Annotated in this window: 9 protein-coding genes; 1 reads left to right on the top strand and 8 read right to left on the bottom strand. The window is 48.0% G+C overall.

Translation table 11 applies throughout. From position 1 onward, the window contains the following. Positions 1–92: 92 nt before the first annotated feature. From P0078_RS17410 to P0078_RS17400, 3 genes are all read right to left on the bottom strand, one after another. Complete coding sequence (locus P0078_RS17410) at positions 93–791, bottom strand: OmpW/AlkL family protein (RefSeq protein ID WP_282931182.1); 699 nt, start codon at positions 789–791, stop codon at positions 93–95. A gap of 398 nt (positions 792–1,189) precedes the next feature. Next, entirely contained in the window at positions 1,190–2,095 is a 906-nt protein-coding gene (gene mmsB / locus P0078_RS17405; RefSeq protein ID WP_282931181.1) for a 3-hydroxyisobutyrate dehydrogenase, read from the bottom strand. 72 nt (positions 2,096–2,167) lie between these two features. Beyond that, entirely contained in the window at positions 2,168–3,274 is a 1,107-nt protein-coding gene (locus P0078_RS17400; RefSeq protein ID WP_282931180.1) for an enoyl-CoA hydratase/isomerase family protein, read from the bottom strand. 180 nt (positions 3,275–3,454) lie between these two features. Here P0078_RS17400 and ettA point away from each other — a divergent pair, with 180 nt between their 5' ends. After that, a complete protein-coding gene (gene ettA, locus P0078_RS17395; protein ID WP_282931179.1) occupies positions 3,455–5,119 on the top strand; it encodes an energy-dependent translational throttle protein EttA in 1,665 nt (554 codons plus the stop codon). A 213-nt stretch (positions 5,120–5,332) separates the two neighbouring features. Here the strand turns inward: ettA and P0078_RS17390 are convergent, their stop codons facing one another. The 5 genes from P0078_RS17390 to P0078_RS17370 all read right to left on the bottom strand — a co-directional run bounded on the left by P0078_RS17390 (position 5,333) and on the right by P0078_RS17370 (position 19,095). Next, positions 5,333–7,450, bottom strand: coding sequence for an ATP-binding cassette domain-containing protein (locus tag P0078_RS17390; protein WP_282931178.1), 2,118 nt, complete (start codon positions 7,448–7,450; stop codon positions 5,333–5,335). Then, entirely contained in the window at positions 7,440–10,172 is a 2,733-nt protein-coding gene (locus P0078_RS17385; protein ID WP_282931177.1) for an ATP-binding cassette domain-containing protein, read from the bottom strand. Before P0078_RS17385 ends, P0078_RS17390 begins: the two co-directional genes overlap by 11 nt. 2 nt (positions 10,173–10,174) lie before the next feature. Then, on the bottom strand, positions 10,175–11,239 hold the full coding sequence (locus P0078_RS17380) for an HlyD family secretion protein (protein WP_282931176.1): 1,065 nt from the start codon (positions 11,237–11,239) through the stop codon (positions 10,175–10,177). Between the two features lie 3,487 nt (positions 11,240–14,726). Beyond that, on the bottom strand, positions 14,727–17,741 hold the full coding sequence (locus P0078_RS17375; RefSeq protein WP_282931175.1) for a TonB-dependent receptor: 3,015 nt from the start codon (positions 17,739–17,741) through the stop codon (positions 14,727–14,729). A gap of 772 nt (positions 17,742–18,513) precedes the next feature. Next, a complete protein-coding gene (locus tag P0078_RS17370; protein ID WP_282931174.1) occupies positions 18,514–19,095 on the bottom strand; it encodes a glutamine amidotransferase-related protein in 582 nt (193 codons plus the stop codon). Positions 19,096–19,357: the final 262 nt, after the last annotated feature.

Below are 19,357 nucleotides of genomic sequence, written 5' to 3'. Positions count from 1 at the left end.
GAAAATCCGACACAAACAAAAAAGCAGCCACCGGGTCTTCGACCAGAAAACCGCAGTGACTGCTCTACCCCAGACCTATTTATTGCTACCTGTTAGAAGCGGTAGCCCAGACCAGCCATGTAAACCAGCGGATCAATATCCACATTGGCCGTCACTTCACCCAGGCCAGGTACTTTGACTGTGGCGTCGGTCTCGATGTCCATCCAGAACACGGACATATTGAACAGCCAGCGTTGATCGGCACCGAAGGTAAAATCGATACCAGCTTCTGCTGCCAGGCCAAATGAATTGTCCAGGGAGAGCTCTGCATCACCGGTAGCGCCAAGGCTTGCGAAAGCACTATCGGCGGTGCTGCTGATTTCTTCATCAAAGAAAGCGGTGTAGTTCACACCCAGGCCAACATACGGCTGAATGTTGGACTGCGGCTCCATCGGATACCATTGAACCAACAGAGTCGGTGGCAGGTGCTTGGTTTCCCCCAGATCAAAGCTGCCCAGGCCCTCGCCCACAACTTCGATATCGTGGCTGAACGGCGTTGCAGCAACCAGTTCCAAGCCCCAGTGATCGCGGAACATGTAGACGCCGGTCAGGCCCAGTGCGGAACCATTATCCACATCAACGCCAGTTTGGTTGATGCCGGTCCCATTCAAGGAAAGCACGCTGGAATTAGCATCGGGTGCTACAGTGGCCATGCCACCGCGCAGAATTAAACTGCCTTGTTCATAGGCCAGTGCGGGTGCAGTAAGTACGGCGGTCAAAGCGGCTGTCGCACAAGCAGTTATACGATTCATTAACTTCTCCATAAAGCGATTAGGCATTTTTCCCGACTCAGGAAGGGCCCCCCTCCAGGCACAATCACAAGTCGCGGACAGGTTACCCGCAGGCTAACTGGAACAGCTTGATCCAAATCAAGCTGCCGAATTACCTGGAAAAAAATCCACTGAAGCCATACGACTGCACAGCTATTGCGTTGGTAAAGGGGGGCCCATTTCCGGGAAGGGATTGGCAAGATAGCGACTCTCGCTGCCGCTGGGAACAGAGCAGCCTGCACTATTTGGCACCTAATTGCCAATTTGCGAACTGTCGCAAATTTTTCCATTAGGCGACATCAGTACAACTATGTAAAACCGCCTAAAACTACACCACAGCCAATGCTGCCTGACTGCGGTGTAGGACCTATAGATAAGCCCTAGGTAAGGCTACCCGCCGGGCGCCGGAACATATTCTGAATACTGGAAAAATCCAACTGCTGGTTTTCCTCACTGGCGCCATGCAGTTGGAAAAGATTTTTCGCCAGAGCTCCCATCGGAGTAGAAGATGCACTGGTTGAGGCGGCATCCATAGCCAACCCCAGGTCCTTGAGCATCAATGCCACACTGAAACCACCGGCATAGCCCTTTGCCGAAGGCACGCTCTCCATAGTGCCCGGGTAGGGATTGTAGTTAGCCAGGGACCAATTATTACCCGAACTTTCTCGCATAATATCGCTCAGTACCTTGGCATCCAGCCCCTTATCCACTCCCAGCTGTAACGCTTCTGCGGTACCGGTCATATGGATCGCGAGCAACAGATTGTTGCAAATCTTTGCCACCTGCCCGGCACCGGCAGCACCGGCGAGGAATATCTTGCTGCCCATAACCTGCAGCGGGGCCCGCGCTGCATCGAATGCCGCTTCATCCCCGCCGCACATAAAGCAAAGCGTCCCCGCCTGTGCGGCAGCTGTACCACCGGATACCGGGGCATCTATCGCTCTCAACCCATGCTCCCTGGCAGCCTGGCTGACCAGGCAGGCATCTTCTGCGGAGATAGTCGAGCAGTCGATAATCAGGGTATCGGCCGGGAGTTGCTGCAACAACCCAGTCTCTCCCAGGTAGAGCCCTTTCACTGCGTCGCCACTGGGCAGCATGGAAATTACGATATCCGCGCCCTCAACAGCCTGTTGAGCACTGTCACAGGGCAGGCAGCCGTCTCGCTGTGCCTGTTCCAGAGCAACAGGGCTCAAATCAAATGCCGCTACGGTATAGCCGGCCTTCGCCAAGTTGGCAGCCATGGGGCCACCCATATTACCCAAACCAAAAAAGGCTATCTTTTCCATAAAAGCCACTCCCTATTTTGTTGTTGGTATCCCTGGCGATTAACAGCCCGGGACGCTCGGTAAATACGATATCTACAAGTCGGCCAGCGGGTGCTCACCGCCCCAGGGTCCCTCAAAGCAGCTTTCCACCTGCGCAGGTGTAATCTGTTCCAAGCTGTCAGGTTGCCACTTGGGTTCGCGGTCTTTATCAATCAACAGCGCGCGCACCCCTTCCTTGAAGTGGCCACTGGCACAGAGGTTTACCGCGAGTGCCAACTCCATGCGGTAGATATCCGCCAGGGACAGGTGTCGAGCCCGCTGTAATTGCTCCCACACAATCCAAGGTGTTAGCGGAGAGCCTCCAGCCAAAGTGGCAGCTGCCCGCTGCAACCACTTATCCACACCCTGGTATGCACTGATGGCGGCACAAACCTCTGGCAAGGTGGCAAAATCGGTAAGCTGCTGGATTTGGTCATAATGGTCTCGCAGAGCAGACTCAGGCCGCTCCAGAAGGGACAGCTCCTGGGATTTAAGGCAATTGCTAATTAACTGGTGATTGGCTTCCAGGTTTTCACCAAAACTGAGCCCTGCGAGCGCAGACAAGACTGATTCCCGCTGGTCCTGGCCTATCATGCGGTCCGCCATACCGGCAAACAGGGCATCGGCGCCATTAAACTGCGCACCGGTCAGCCCCAGGAAAAGTCCAAGGCGCCCGGGCATACGATTCAGGAACCAGCTGCCCCCCACATCGGGAAACAAACCAATCGTAATCTCTGGCATTGCCATGCGAGTGGTTTCGGTCACAATCCGGTGGCTGGCTCCCGCCATAATGCCGATACCGCCCCCCATCACGAAGCCATCGCCCCACACCACGACGGGCTTGGCGTAAGTGTGAATCTGGTAGTCCAGGCGATATTCGCGGGAGAAGAAGTCGGTGGTGAATCCGTAGTCCGGTGTCTCACCATAGGCGGCGGACTCCCGATACAGCGCCACCACATCGCCGCCAGCGCACAGCGCCTTGTCGCCACTGCCATCGATCCAGACTGCTGCGACTTCAGTGTCTTCAGCCCAGCGGTCCAACTGGGCCGACAACAAGTCGATCATGGGTGAATTTAAGGCATTGAGAGCCTTGGGGAGGTTTAACGTCGCGATCGCCAGGGCGCCGCGTCGGGAAAACAACACCGGGGAATCCTGATCCATTTTTATTCGTCTTATAGCTCTTGTACTAGATAGTGTCGCAGTTAAACACAGATCACATTTGACGTCAGCCACACGCGAGTACAGCGGGCTACCTCAGACATGCCCGGTTGCACTTTTTACGCAAACTGATAAGTTGCGCGCAAAATCTGACCGATTCCAACACCCATTACGGAACCCCAAATGGCCGAATACGTATACACCATGAACCGGGTGGGCAAAGTAGTGCCCCCCAAGCGCGAGATCCTCAAGGACATCTCCCTCTCCTTCTTCCCCGGCGCCAAGATCGGCGTACTCGGCCTCAACGGCGCAGGTAAATCTACCCTGCTGCGCATTATGGCTGGGGTCGACCAGGACTTTAACGGCGAAGCCCGCGCAATGCCCGGCATCAAGGTTGGCTACCTGCCCCAGGAACCGCAACTCGATGCCAGCAAGACCGTGCGCGGCAACGTAGAGGACGGTGTACGCGAAGCCATCGACGCCCTCGCCGGCCTGGAGCAGGTCTACGCCGATTACGCCGAGCCCGATGCAGACTTCGATGCCCTGGCCAAGAAACAGCAACAGTTCGAAGACATTATCCAGGCCTGGGACGCCCACAATCTGGAGCACCGCCTGGAAGTTGCCGCAGACGCACTGCGCCTGCCCCCCTGGGATGCGGACGTAAACAATCTGTCCGGCGGTGAGAAGCGCCGTGTGGCCCTTTGCCGCCTGCTGCTGTCCCGCCCGGATATGCTGCTTCTCGACGAACCCACCAACCACCTGGATGCGGAATCCGTATTCTGGCTGGAGCGCTTCCTACACGATTTCACCGGCACTGTGGTAGCCATCACCCACGATCGCTACTTCCTCGACAATGTTGCCGGCTGGATTCTGGAACTGGACCGCGGCCACGGCATCCCCTGGGAAGGCAACTACACCACTTGGCTGGAACAGAAAGAAAAGCGCCTGGAGCAAGAGCAGCGCGGCGAACAGGCCCGCGCCAAAGCCATGCAAAAGGAACTCGAGTGGGCCCGCCAAAATCCCAAGGGCCGTCAGTCCAAGAACAAGGCCCGCTTGTCCCGCCTGGAAGAAATGCAGTCCCAGGATTTCCAGGCCCGCAACGAGACCAACGAAATCTACATTCCGCCCGGCGAGCGTCTCGGCGACAATGTGATTGAGTTTAAAGGTGTGAGCAAAGGCTTCGGCGAGCGCCTGCTGATCGACAACCTGTCTTTCCGCGTGCCCAAGGGCGCAATTGTAGGTATCGTCGGCGGTAACGGTGCCGGTAAGTCCACCCTGTTCCGTATGATCAGCGGCACCGAACAGCCGGACTCCGGCGAGATCAAGATGGGTGAAACCGTTAAGGTCGCCTACGTTGAACAGGGCCGTGAAAATCTGGATGACAGCAAGACCGTATGGGAAGCCATCTCAGACGGCCACGATATGCTCAAGATCAACAACTACGAAGTGGGCTCGCGCAACTATGTTGGCCGCTTTAACTTCAAGGGCAGTGACCAGCAGAAGCGCGTAGGCGAACTCTCCGGCGGTGAGCGCGGGCGCCTGCACCTGGCCTATACCCTCAAGCAGGGCGCCAACGTACTGCTGCTGGATGAACCCTCCAACGATCTGGATATCGAAACCCTGCGCGCCCTGGAAGAAGCCCTGCTCAACTTCCCCGGCTGCGCCCTGGTAATCTCGCACGATCGCTGGTTCCTGGACCGCGTTGCCACCCATATCCTCGCCTATGAGGGTGAGAGTGAAGCGATATTCTTCGAGGGTAACTATACCGAGTACCACGAGGACTTTGTGCAGCGCAAAGGTGAGGATGCAACACCCCATCGCATGCATTATAAGAAGCTTAAGACTTAACCCTGATAACAAAAAAGCCCGCGTCAGCGGGCTTTTTTATGGGAGGGCCTTAGAATAACTAGCCATAGGCTTAAGCTCTAACCAACTATGGAAAGAAAGGTATACAGCTGTTAGATCAGTCTGAATATCAGGTTCGAGGTACATAAGACTTATCCTCCCATAGATTACTTAAGTAAAGTGGAGGTAAAAATTCCCAATAAAAAACTTATCGCTCTATGGGTGGGCAATCACCATCAAAGTTTTTGCGTTTTTCTGTACGCAGGCTACCGCCATACGGAGGTTTTCCGGATCGAGTGCCGCAAAACTTTCATCCAGCACCACTAACTCAGCATTTTGCAAAAGTGCACGGGCGATAAATAAACGGCTCATCTCTCCGTGAGACAACCGCCACCCCATTTCCCCTACCGTCTGTAAAATTCCCGCAGGCATTTTTCGAAGAAGCGGGGTGAGACCCAACTCATCACAAATTGCATAAGCCTTGCGCAGGCTCTCCTGACGTGGCGGCCACTGATCTCCCATCAATAAATTGAATAAAAATGAGTCTCCCAACACATGGTTTTCATGAAATTGGGGAGAGGAGGCGACCATCCTGCGCCAAGGCTCAGCACCAATACTCGCCCGGTCGTAGCCATTAAGTAGTAATAAACCTTCATCCGGCCGCTGAATACCGGTAAGAATATTCGCTAAAGTAGATTTACCTGAACCAGAAGCGCCCTGTAGTAAAAGCCGATCGCCAGGATAAATACTGAGATTGCAACCCGCCAACGCCGCTTGATCTTTTCCTTTGTAAGTAAAGCCGATATCGCGTAAATAACACAGTGGTTGCGAGGAACTTTGCTGGCCCGACGGCGTAACCATTGCCGACCCCACGCTTCCCTTTACAATGCGCTCTTCCAAGAAAAATAATTCACGTGCTTTTTCCCAGGAAATTGCTGCATTCAAAGCACTGGTAAAGCCACTCATACACTTCAAGACCGCGCGATACCCCAACAACATGCCTCCAAAGGCAATCGCGAGCTGGGTACTACTGACACTGTTAGCGATAAATATTGGAGCCAACCCCACTACCCCAAGAAGTAACCAGAGGCGCGGCAAAAAAGCCTGCAAACGCGCCATGGTGTTATCCATGTGAGAGGAAATTTCCAGGTAGTTATTTAACTCACTGTCTTCGCCCCGGTGCCAGTCGCCAGGTGCCTGCTGCGCGAGGCGGGTGCGGTGGCCGATCATTTTCTCAATCAAACGGTGGGTCATTGAAAGGCGCTGTAACGTCCACTCTTTGCGGCCGTAGTACTGTGCCCGCCCCAGGAAAAACGCAACCGCTAAAAATAGGGGCAAAATTGCTGCGTAGATAAGGCCACCAGCTCCCATCAGTAAAATTGAGGCTGCAATTAACAGTTCTACAGCGCCAAGCAACAATAAAAAGGCACCCTGCAATGCACTGGCTTCTATATTCTCCGCATCATAAACCCTGCCCAATACCTGACCCGACCCCATATGGCGAATACGACTGGGAATAACGCGCAGCGCGCTGGCAAGCAGTCGCTGCTTCAGGAGTGCACCTGTCTCAACAGAGAGCACTCCTCGCATTCGGGCTGTGAGCAAAGATAGGGGAACCTGAGTCACCAATAGCAATACCCAGGCAGATAGCCAGCCGGTATCAATATGGCCCTCGAGCACAGCCCTACCTATTACCCACCAACTGCACAGAAAAATAGTCATCTGGGCACTGTGACAGGCAAGCATGGCGGCAAAGCGCCAATACAACCCGCGCTGGCGAAGCTGTAAGCGGAAAGACCGGTGAGAGGGTTGACGCAACAGCCAGAAATCATCCAGGCGTACGCCCGCAAGATTTTCCCGCAGCAGAGCAGCCATGGCTTTCTTGCGGCGACGCCCTTTAATGCATGCACTATCCAACAGTTGCTCGATTCGTTCGCGCTGAGGCCCTTCAAGCTCGCGAGCCAGCTGCTGAATAACCAGCTCTAGGCAAACTTTCTCCACATTCAGTGCCGGTGTGAGCAGCTGTAACTTATGCCCCCTGCCACCACACAGTGCGATAAAATATTCCCCCTCGGGAAAGCGAACCCGCAACAGTGCCGGGGCGGCTCCCAACAACATGGTTTCCATCTCTGGATAGCTACAACTCACCTGCTCCACTTGCAAGTCCAAAGCTTCGGCACCTGCCTGCAACCTGGCATTCAACTCCAGGGTGCTTCCCTGGGATTTGTGCTCCGCTACCTCTGGCTCCAAGCCGCTGTATTTTGCTAACGCTTGTAAGGCGGCCTCCAGCTGTGACACTGGCCAGCAATAGGGCATTAATTCTTTACTGCTCACTGGCAACCTCCGTAAACCGGGAGGCCGGTGTCGCCCCAGGGACTCCTTGCACTTCTGTCAATTGACCGCTGGCCATACGCAAGTGACGCCAACTGCTACTCTGCCAACACTCTTGCCAGAGACTGCTTTCAGCTGCCAGTAGCTGTGCATAGCGCGTATCGCCCTGGGCTTGAAGCTCACTGGGCTTGCCATCTTCAATAATGCAACCATCGTCCACGACCAAAACACGAGGAAAGTCCCGGGTTTCGCTGATATCGTGGGTAATACAGATCAGGGTAACCCCCTGCCAAACCTCCCGCACCCGGTTCATCAAGCGCTGCCGCTGTTGGCGATCAAGACCCCGGAACGGTTCATCCAGAATCACACAAGCAGTTTCCTCACGGCCAAGTGCGCGCCCCAGACGTACACGCTGCCCTTCACCACCACTGACCAGAGCACCACTTTCACCTAGCGGGCTTTGCAGCCCCTCCGGTAGCGCTGCTACCAACTTGAGTAAATCCGCTTGCTGTAAAATGGGGTAAAGGGGAGTTTCCGGCTTATTGCCGTAACTCAGGTTCTCCAAAAGGCTGCTATTCCACAGCTGAATTGCGGGATCAACCCAGGCACAGTGAAGGCGAAAACGATGCAGTAATTCTCCCTTCAATTCTCCACCGTTGAGCATTACACGGCCACTGGCGGGCTTGTGCCACCCCAGCAATAACCCTGCAAGGCTAGATTTTCCAGCGCCGGATGCTCCGACCACAGCAATTTGCTCACCGGGGCTGATTTCCAGATTTACCCTGTCGAGAATAGTGCGACCGCTGGCATTAACGGTGACATTCTCAAACTTAATTCCCACCGGTTTTGCCGGGAAAAATGCCACACTATCAGCGGAATTTTTATCTGTATCAGTTTCAGTGACTGCTTGCAGCGGTTCGAGGGCTCTCAGTAAAAAATTTCGCTGCCGTGGATAACTTCGCATCAGCCCCGCAATTTCTTCACCCAGTGGCGGCAGTGCCAACACCCAATATATCAATAAAAGCAGATCGGGACTTGCCCCTCGTGCATTAACACAATAAATCACCAATACACTACTGAGAGTGCAATTAACCAACAGCTGTACCGCCTGGCTATTGAGTTGGAAACTCAGTGATGAGTATCCAGCCCTTATCCATTCGGTGAGCAGGTTTTCATGCTCACGCCGTACAGACTCACCAGCGCCGTGCGTACGGATTGGGATAACTCCCAGCAGCGCATCCATATAGAAGCGAGCCAAGGCTCCCGCATGAGTTTGTACTCTCATACTGTAATCAGTGAGTACTGGGTGGAACATCAAAGGTACAGCAACTTGCAATACCGACATGATTAGCACCAAAGGAGCAGCAACAGGCGCAAGCCAAATTATTCCCAGTGCAGTAGCGAGCAGGGAGAAAATTTTAAAAACGATACTCGTTCCAAGAACAGGCAAACCTCTTAAGGCGGCAATACGATGTGAGCGCTCGGCTGTGTCAGAGGTCGGGCGGCTCTGAAAGAAGTGATCGGGTACTTGGGGCAGCGCCGCTAAAAAACGCATGCGAAATCGATTTTCTAAACGCCGCCCTACCACCATTTGGATTTTTGCTGCAGGAAACTGCAATAGCAGTAATGTGATCATGAAGACCAGCAGTAGTGCAATCGTGCCTGCTCGCTGTATCTCTGTCGCTAACTCACTGTGAATATCAATCAGGCCACGGAAAAGCAAGGCCTCGAACATCAGCCCCAATACCGCTCCGAGCATAGCAATAAATATAGAGAGTGGCGCAATCATTCCATCTTCACGCATCAACCCCCATAGTTGCTTGAGAGGTTGAACCTGTGGCTCTCGCAAAGCCCTCGATAGCGCTTCCGATTTCGGTTTAACTTCACTGACATCGCGAACCCCTTTAACACTCACGATGACCGCACCACTAAATGCCAGCTGCTCTGGCGACAGTTCAATTGTCTCTGCCGGCTCACTTCCACTGGGACGGGACGGCCTAGCGCACCAGTAACTCTCTGGCACTAGAGAAAATGCTTGACTGGTATCTGTAGAAAACTCAACAAACAGCCGCTGCAACATACCACTGACTTCAGCTCCTCGCTTTATCGCCCCGGACGTAACTAATGAGGTGAGCATTCGAACGGATGCATCGAGAAATGCCAGCGACAGCCAACTCTTATCTTTTAGCCCTTTGTCACAGAGCGTGGTGGCCACAGTATCGCCAACCTTTAAGTATGCAATACGCTCTTTAAGCGGGGCAATAAAGTCATCACCACCTGCCCAGCTTCTCCAGCCCTGAGGAGGCACCCGTAGGATGTGGACATGCAACTCATCCAAAAAACGACGTGCGCTAGGCCAACGCCTGCCACTGGCAGGGTCCATCACTTGCACGATACCGCGATGATTTCTCCAAGCCACAACAAAATGAGTGTTGCCATTAGGTAGGCGCACCACAACCAATCCTGGTAAGTAATCAGTGGAACTCAGTAAAAGGTGATCCACAGGAACTACCATCTGGGCGGCATCCAGCCCTAACTCTATCGCAATCTTTTCCAGAGTATTTATTGAGGTGCCATCTACATCAGTCTGGCAAGCATCGCGTAAATGGCCGTAATGTGTGTATACACCAAAGCCTTCAAGCAAGCACTTCAGGGAAGCCGGGCCACAGTCCATATTAGAGGTCTGAACAACCTCTGGAACTAACCAGCGTGTTTTGCATTTCACTATCACGCTCCCTCTTCTACTATTTCTGCGGAAGCTTTACCTGAAAGTATTTCGCCCGTCCTTTGTAGCAGCAGCTGATAAGGTGTTTTCTTACCTGTGGCAATTTCTACTCTGGCCGGTAAATCGTGTAATAAAGGGAGGTGGGGCGGTGTCTCACCTTGCAAGGATAGCTGTACAAGAACTTTACCTTGCTGGACGGCACTCGCCACCCGCTCTACACGAGCCTCCAATTGCCCGTAACGAGCCCAGGAAAATCCATCCAATTTTACTTGGGCTTGCTGCCCAGGCTGAATATGTCCCAGTGCTAATGCGGGCGGAAAAAATGCCTGTATAGAAATAACGCCTTCTGCCTGAATCGTTGCAACTTGTTGCCCGGCAACCAGTACTTCACCTTCCCGAATTTTCGCCAGCGAAGCCAATACCCCGGTAATTGGGGCACGTAAGTTCTGTTCACGTACTGCAAGATGGCTTTGCTGGATACGGGTATCAACTTCCGCAAGCCTTCCATCGATATCCTGATGTCGCTGTTTTAATGCGCTCACCTCAAGTTGATATTCACTAATCAGTTGCGCTCGACGATCCTCCAAAGCACGAATATCCGCTTGTACTTTCAAGGTTGCCATCGCCATTTGTTGGTACGTTCGCTTTGCGGCGAGGTAATCCAATTCTGAACTTTGTTGTTTTTGTAACAGTCGCTCATAACGATCAGTAACATCCGCTTGAATTTTCTGATTACTCACTTGAAGCTGGTACTGTTGTTCCAGTAATTTTAATTGATCGCTAAGAGCCTTCTCGTCTTCACCAAATTTTTTATCGAGTAGCTCTTGTTCTCTTTGAACTGATTCAAACTGATCTCGCAAGCTTCCGGATATCTTGTTATCTCCCTGCAAGCTCAAATCAAGTACGGACGTATCAAGACGAATTAATATATCGCCTTGCTCTAAGGCATCTCCCAGCTCTGCTTCAATATGCACAACACGCCCAACTCTCTGGGTACTTACATGGACGGTATTGTGATCTTGCTCCAACCTCGCATCTTCACTCACGCTATATGTTGTGATTTCCATTGTAAAAAACCATATAACCCAAGCCGATAAAAGCAGGACACCGAGAGCAGTAGCTACAATCAGACCACGAATAGAATCTGAAACAATGGAACGTGAAGTGTGAAAAAAAGGAGTTGACAATATAAGAAACCTATCAATAGTTATCGCATTGAACAGGAGTAAAATTTGACTCTATTCATTCGATCTTTTGTATTTTTCTACTGAAAATACAGGAAATACAAATTTAGATTTCTCAGGTTATGGAGTCAATTGGAATCTGTATATTCCTCGCTCTAGCATAGTGATTTATAACTATCCCCGCCTAAGCTAAAGTGATGGTCCATGCAATGCTATTTGCTCCACAGCCAAAGTAGTCAAGGCGAAGCTTTTCAACCAAAAATAATTGAGGATAAAATGCAATATAGACCTGGAGTGCACCTAAACACCCTCAATTCATATTCATCTAACATGGAAAGTAAGTACAAACTAACAGCGGGCATAGTGGCCTGTTCACTTATAGTTATGCTCCATCACTAAAACCTTGATACTGATCAAAGTAGCTGTCGAAAAACAAGAATTTCACATTTTTTACATATTTCAGCTAAGTAGCCATAGTACTATATAGGCAAGAACCCATTTTCTGATAAAGTAAATCTAAAAGCAAAGCACAAGAGTTAAAATCAAAAGCATAAATTCGGCTTACCATCAATATAGATTCGAGACTTGCTTAATACTTTGCAGTATTTCCGAAATTGCAAAGCCAATACACATGCTAGAGCCCAATCACAAAAGGTGGCTCAAAGATTTTTATTAGAGATCTCTGTAGAAAAGTGGCAAATCGGGCCAATATAAAATCTACGAGACGGCGCTATCAAGAATCTGAAATAAACACCATTCAGAATTTTTATTGAACAAAAAACTTATTGACTCCACCTAAAAACACACAATTAAAATGAATTCAGGGTGTTATCTGATTGGATAAAGCTCTAACAAAGCCGCCACTTGTGAACCAAGCATTGTATCTGCACCGTCAAGATTCCACTAGCAACAGACCATCTTTTTCGGCCCTGCTTTTCGCAAGGATAGTTGTCGAGACAAATTCTCGCTAAATTATTGACAAAGTCAAAGCTGACAAAGATAGGCTTAAATTATGAGCTAAATAGCAATAATCATATTAGGATATAGGTTTTATAGTTAAAAAAATCATAGCTCACTTTCACCGTCAACTGAAGGCAAAAAGCAGAGGGGGAGCAAACTCATTTAGATTGATTCTAGTATTTAAAAATAAACAGCTAGAGCTATTCCTGTAGCAGAAATAAAGTGGCACCAATCGACATCATTTGACGATTGGCGCCTGCGAACCCATATTATCCCATCGAAAGTAGACCAAGTGATAAGAGTCATGTAAAAAAATTGCAAATTTACGAATGAACTCTTACAAAATAGGCGTGTCGAACGATCAGTGCGAGTTACAACCATTTACGTACATTGGAATAAACTCGACAGGTAAGTCAGGGCCGGCAATCCCCCCTCAGGAAAGCAAAGCCTGCAGTGCAAGCAGATATAACTACAAGGTTATTTGAAGTTTTCAATAAAGCAATACTGAAAATAGCCTCAAAACCTATCGAGATCAATCTGTAAAAAGCACTCCAAACAGCCTAACTTTGGGGGTCAAGGGAAAGATTACTTAATCTTCATCCCAAGGCAGCTCTACTTGTGCCTCAGGACCAGCTTTAATATCAGTTTCAGTGTACATAGCGCACCTTCCTTTCAGTAAGTTCGTATAGTTTGCTGGATAGGAACCTCTACCCAGCAAACTAAAGCTTAACTCGATTATGCCCCAATATGCCAATGTTGACTGGTAATTATGGGTGAGTGATCACAACAAAAATTTTTGTCTACCGCTAGAAACATCCTGCATACATGCATAAGCCCCCTAAATTGAGCAAAAACTATCTTAGCCCAATAGGCTCTACTCTTCACTTTTCAGGATTATCTATCCTATTCACAGCCTACTAATTCTCTTGTGGTGTAACATCCATCCTACATCGATCAACATTTATAAAATAATTATCGACCTCTTTAATGGGATCGATGAAAACCTCAACTAGCTTAACACCGCCCACAACTTCCTAGTGTAACTTTCATTAAACCAATCCTTGATACAGCCAAATTAAACTGAGCTTTCATATTGCTGGCGGAACCTTCGTACCAATTAATGTAGGGTAATCTGGGTCTAAATCCCCTAAAGATTATTCACAGCTCCTATTAAATTGAATTAACTTCTACAGCCCCCCAGGAAAGACTAAATGCCAACCCCAAAAATCAACTAACTTTGAAAAAATAAGTAAAAACTTAAACAGCAACCAGATCACAACAATAAATATTGACATACTCCGAGCATAATCAAACTCATTCTTAAGGCTGGAGTAACGGACTACTGTAAAGCCCGCTGCATAAAATTCAACCCATTCAAACTTGTAGCATCTACTCTAACTACACCTACCCACTAACCCACCCTTAGCTAGCACTAGTGTTTTGTTACACAAAAGTATCTCTAAAGCGCTTTGTAGCCTCCTAAACCTATCGCTAAAGAAATACTATTTAAATTTCATCAATTTATGCTGTAAACCTAAATTTTCTAGCAAAAAAATACCCGGCAACACTAAAGGTGGAATAATATATATATCCAGATAAATCTATTGACCTCCAACCTCTCCCACCCACAGAGTTTATTCTTACCTAATTACTACCTAACACGAAGAGCCGCCCACCTGAACAACTCCTACCTAAAATCTTAAAGAAGCTAATAAGCTTGGCCAAAACCGTCAAACTCAAATTCAAAAAAGCTACTCTAAATTACAAAAAGTTATAACTAAGCAAGACGCCCCCAAAGAAAAAACACAATCTTCTGCTATTATCTTGCACACCTAAACATACGGACACCCAAGGGGCATTTAAAACTCCTCTTAACACTATCGCCTTTAAAAAAGTAATATAAAGACAATTAATATAGCTATTAATTTTCCCAATAGGAACTTCCCTATGGTTAGCTGCAAGATTTTTTTGACCCCACTAAAATTAGCTCCGGATTCAGCCTCTGAACTATTCCAAGATCTAATTATTAAGGAGTTAGATACAGAGGAAGACCCTAGTATAGAAATAATTAACGCCCTTCAAATAACACCAGGCGAGTGCTATATAGAAATAATCTGCTCGAAGAAACCCAGCCTAACACATCAAAAACTACAAACACTATCCATCCAGCTTGATGAGCGGGCTCGAAGTTATTTTCAAATTGAAGATCCGATTCGAGTAAGAGTACTAATACTCGAAGAAGACTTCATTACTGGAATAAACTAAATGATCAGTTAAAAATAAAAAAAGGGCCATTATACTGCAGTTAAAGGCCAGCTTAAAATTAAGAGAAATCAGTAATGTAAACTAAAACAAGAACCCCTGTAGTAATCTTATCAAATCATTACTACAGGGGGATTTACTAATCGTATTAGAAGGTTGCTACTAAGCCAATTCTTGCAGACCTTGGCGCTGTCCAGTCGTATGCAGCGCCATACCAATCGTTAACTTCAGCAGAATTTAGCTCGTAGTGCTCATTAACATTAGTCGCCTCTTGATTATCAAATACATTATAAATATCAAGAGAAGCCGTCATGTCAACTCCATTTAATGAGAATCTATACCTCATAGAGGCATCTACATTAAATGTCCACGGAGTTCTGCCAACTTCTCCTCTTGGGATGTACACATATTCGCCTGTTTCAGGGTCCAGATGGTAGAAGGTATCACCATAACTACCATAAATATTTGGATCGTCACTCGGGTAACTATGGCCAAATGCTGATATTGGTCGCCCACTTGCTAAAGTAGCGTTTAAACCGAATGTTAGGTCTTCAGTAAAATCATAACTTCCAAATAATTTGAAGACATGTCTGCGATCATTAGGCTGGTATCCTTCTGCCCCATCCATAAGGGCGGGGAAGTCGAAATCCTGAGTAACACCGGCGTCAGCCTGGTCAATATCAGACTTCACTGCACCTTCAAAATTACCTGTGCTACGAGACCAAGTATAAATGAACTTCCAGGTCATCTGATCTGTACTATAGGTCAGATCCGCTTGAAGGGCACGATAGATATTTTTAGCTTCAGGTAGACCGATTGTTCCTGCAGAGAATTTCCTGAGGGAATCTGGATCTGGCGAGCCATCAAATAACTCCCCTTTCACTACAAGTTCGGAGCCATCCCAGTAATACCCATCTGCATACCAGGACATCGACTCACCCGGATTTACCATAACGCAGTATGGCCATGCATAGCGTCCACAGTAATCATCAAGAGCGGAAACAACTTCACGATAAACCCCTCGAACTCCTACACTTAGTTCATCGTTAACCGCTGTTTCAAAGCCCAAAATATACTCGTCTCGGGCAAATGGCTCAGCTTCTTGGGCCTGGAATATGTCCTTCTCTGGAATTACAGGCACAGAACTTACATAGGAGGAAGACGCAACATCACCATTTATAGGCGTAATTCCTGTAGGCGCATTAGTTACAGGATCAATGCCAGTATAAGTATAATAGGTTGTTACATCGCTAACGCCGGATGCGGCTCTATAGATAGTATTATTCGCAATAGGTAGATAATACCGTCCCCAAGTACCGTAAACCTTTGTCTCGCCATCACCAAAGGGGTCCCAGGAAAATCCTAATCGAGGGGCAATATCCGTATCGAACTCGAACAGCTGTTTCCCAGTAGTACCATCTCCCTCATAAATATCCTTCCGAAGACCGATACTTATCATCAAGTCATCCATTATCTGCCACTGATCTTCAATATAGAAAGCAGTTAAATCTGAACTAAAACCGCCTCCACCTTCGAAGATTCTATCGCTAACGACTTGCAGCGGTTCTCCAGTTTCATTTGTAAATAAAGCTCCCTGATCACCCTGTACACTACCGCCAATGCCAATAGTTTCATAAGTCCAACTATGACCAGCAACTGGAGCTGTAGTACGAGTTGATGAACGCTCCTGAATATCAACTCCCGCTTTAAGGCTATGATCCCCCAGTGAGTAATTGATATCAAAACGATATTGAGTATTTTCATCGAAATTTGACCCAATAGTTCCACCACCACAGGTGCTCACCCCAAGCCCAGCTTCATCTGCAATTGCTGGACATTCTAGAGCTAAGGGCTCAGTGGTATACTCAGTTTCAATTTGGCCAGCCATAGCGGATATACTTAAATCGTCGGTTATATATCCGGTATAATTAAAGGAATGAGCTTCAGATCCCCTTATTCGGGTATTACCCGTAACAACCCCCGCTGCAGCGCCAATATTTGGCCCAATTGACCCGGTATTCGCATCAAACTCAAAGATGAGCTCCTCCGTTTCATTCCGATCGGAAAAACCGAAATAACTCAACCTATGACTATCAGTAATATCCCAATCTATTTTGGCCCCCCAAAATAGATTGTCAGTACCAGATGATTCGCGAGTACGAAACTGAGTATCTGGATTTCCCTGGTCGAACCCAGATCGATAAGCAAACTTATCAGTTTTATCCCTAGGGTTTATCAAGCCATAGAAAAAAAGCTTATCCTGAACAATTGGACCCGAAGCAGAAAATGTGTAAGAGATTTCATCATATTCATTTTGGGATTCATTGCGGAAAACATCTCCAGTTCCACCATTGCCCCTCGAAACAGACCCTTCTGAGCGGAAGAAATCTGGATCCCAATAGACCGTACTGCCGAACTCCCAGGTATTCCCACCACTTTTAGTAACTGCATTAACAACACCGCCAGTTGTGCGACCAAATTCTGCTGAATAACCGCCGGTCTTCACCTGAAACTCTTGGTAGAATTCAAAAGGAACAGAACTACAGCCTATCCCTTGCCGGGTATTTGTGACTTCAAGCCCATTGATGTAGCAGGAGTTTTCCGCAATTGATGCGCCACCGAAAGAAGCGGCACCAAAACCATTACCAGTACCAAAGCCTGTATCCCCGGCAATAACTCCTGGCGCCAACAATGACACTGCTGTCAGGTTTCTTGCGATTGGCATCGCATCAAGCTCAGCCTCTCCCATCACCAAGCCAGAATCCATCGTATAGGTGTCAACAGAGGTCAGAAGCCGGCCTTCTACAACAACCTCTTCGTAAGTGACATTATCAATGTCAAAATTGGCACTGGCATTTGCTCCAAGAGCGACCCTTACTGTGCGCTCACCGACTTGCTCCCCGTCTTGCGTGACCACGACTTGATACATGCCAATAGGCAGCTTGGTAAATCTGAAGTTCTCTCCCGGCAATGTCTCAATCGATCGCGTCAGGCCCGTACTCAAATTATTAACAGTGACGATGTACTCTTCTTCCGCTTTTTGCTCAGAAGCTTCGATAACCCCAACGATGTTGGAACTTGAATTACCTGTCGCATACACTTGGCTACCAACAAACGACAACCCTATCGACGTCGCTAAAAGTGTCCTTTTAAACAGATTCATAAACCCATCCTTTTGATTATTAAAATGTTTATTAATTATGTTAATTAAACCAACCTTCTATTGCCTACTCACCCCCATCAAGTTATTTATTCCACCAAACAACTATAAAAAAGTATGAAAAAGCGCTTCAAAAAATTATCCAACCTTCAATATTGACAGATCTAGAAAAGTTAAAATTGGGACAATCATTTCAATTACTTAAATTAGCCCCTCTTGGCACCCCACATATTAAGCAATCATCCTTTTTTAAAACAACCAATAAAAATATTTTCTACCGCTCTTTAATATACATCAAATAAAAAAGACAGAAATACCGCCAAAACCGGACACAATTAGCAAATAGAAACTATTTAAAGCCGAACTAACAAATTTGTTCCACGTTCAGATCCCTGTCAAAATGCGAAGGCAACTTCAACAGAAGACAGTTAGAGCCAAATAAAATAAATTACAATCTATGCTCAAGCATATCTAAATTATAATTGCTTTTTGTCACACTAATTTACTACGCCATTCAGAATAATAATTAACATACAAAAAATGCAGGGTAAGCCAGAATATATTCTCAATTTCAAGAAATAGAGTGAGTCAGGATAAGTAAAGTCAGGAATGGGTGAATTGTAAGGAAGTGAGGCCATTCACTTCCTTACAGGAATTTACTTGCGTAAAAACTCCAACATCCACTTGGCAACCGTATTCTCATGGATATCGTTCTTCAGCGACTCCTGTCCTTTATCAACAACAGCTTCACCAAACGCCTCTCGGCGGAGCTCCATCAAGCTATTTGAATAAATCTTGGTAAATTCCGGGTGCGCCTGGAAACTGAGCATATGGTCGTCCACTTGCACCATTGCCATAGGACAGAACTCACTGGATGCCAATACTCGCCCCCCGGGGGCAGCTGATCCACCTGATCCTGATGTGTTACTAAAAGGCTGAAATTAAGCGTTGGCTCAGACATCCAGCTTGGCGTCTCTTGCATCTCATAAGTGTGTACCCCCAACCCCCATCCTTTATCCGATTTACGCGCCCGACCTCCCAGAGCCTGAGCTATTATCTGATGACCAAAGCAAATGCCAATAGTCGGCTTTTGCTTCTCATGTAATTTGCGAACGAATTCCATTAAAGGGGCAATCCATGGCTTATCGTCATAGACGCCGGTCTTGCTACCTGTAATAAGGTATGCGTCTACTTCATCTATCTGCTCTGGATACTGACCGTGTTGGACTTCAAAGGTGATAAACTCCAGCCCGGAGTCCTGGTCGTGCAGCAAGTTGACAAACATCTCCGGGTACTCCCCAAATTCGTCGACGAGCTCTTTGCGCACATCATCGGTCTTTAATATTCCAATCTTCATTATTTTCACCGCTGAATTGACTGCTTGGTGTTGAGATTATGGCATACCTATGCATCAGAGAGCGTCATCTAGGGTATTTGACACTCGAGGCCATACACTACCGCCAGCACACCACCCATCATAGATCTCTATTCTATCTAGGCTTCTCTATAGCGTTTAACCCTGACATCTAGGAGCAACATTTCTTCCAAGGCATTCTTAGCTGAAGTAGTTTTGTGTATGATCTCGGCTTTAGCACATTTTTCAGCCAACCCTTCGGCTA

Origin of the sequence: Microbulbifer sp. VAAF005 (assembly GCF_030012985.1) — a bacterium.
Classification (GTDB): domain Bacteria; phylum Pseudomonadota; class Gammaproteobacteria; order Pseudomonadales; family Cellvibrionaceae; genus Microbulbifer.
This window is presented reverse-complemented; position numbering and strand designations above follow the sequence as displayed.

What these genes read in the sequence shown, in the direction of transcription:
- P0078_RS17410 (WP_282931182.1), bottom strand. Translation starts at nt 791, where the DNA reads ATGAATCGTATAACTGCTTGTGCGACAGCCGCTTTGACCGCCGTACTT.
- mmsB (WP_282931181.1), bottom strand. Translation starts at nt 2,095, where the DNA reads ATGGAAAAGATAGCCTTTTTTGGTTTGGGTAATATGGGTGGCCCCATG.
- P0078_RS17400 (WP_282931180.1), bottom strand. Translation starts at nt 3,274, where the DNA reads ATGGATCAGGATTCCCCGGTGTTGTTTTCCCGACGCGGCGCCCTGGCG.
- ettA (WP_282931179.1), top strand. Translation starts at nt 3,455, where the DNA reads ATGGCCGAATACGTATACACCATGAACCGGGTGGGCAAAGTAGTGCCC.
- P0078_RS17380 (WP_282931176.1), bottom strand. Translation starts at nt 11,239, where the DNA reads ATGGAAATCACAACATATAGCGTGAGTGAAGATGCGAGGTTGGAGCAA.
- P0078_RS17375 (WP_282931175.1), bottom strand. Translation starts at nt 17,741, where the DNA reads ATGAATCTGTTTAAAAGGACACTTTTAGCGACGTCGATAGGGTTGTCG.
- P0078_RS17370 (WP_282931174.1), bottom strand. Translation starts at nt 19,095, where the DNA reads ATGAAGATTGGAATATTAAAGACCGATGATGTGCGCAAAGAGCTCGTC.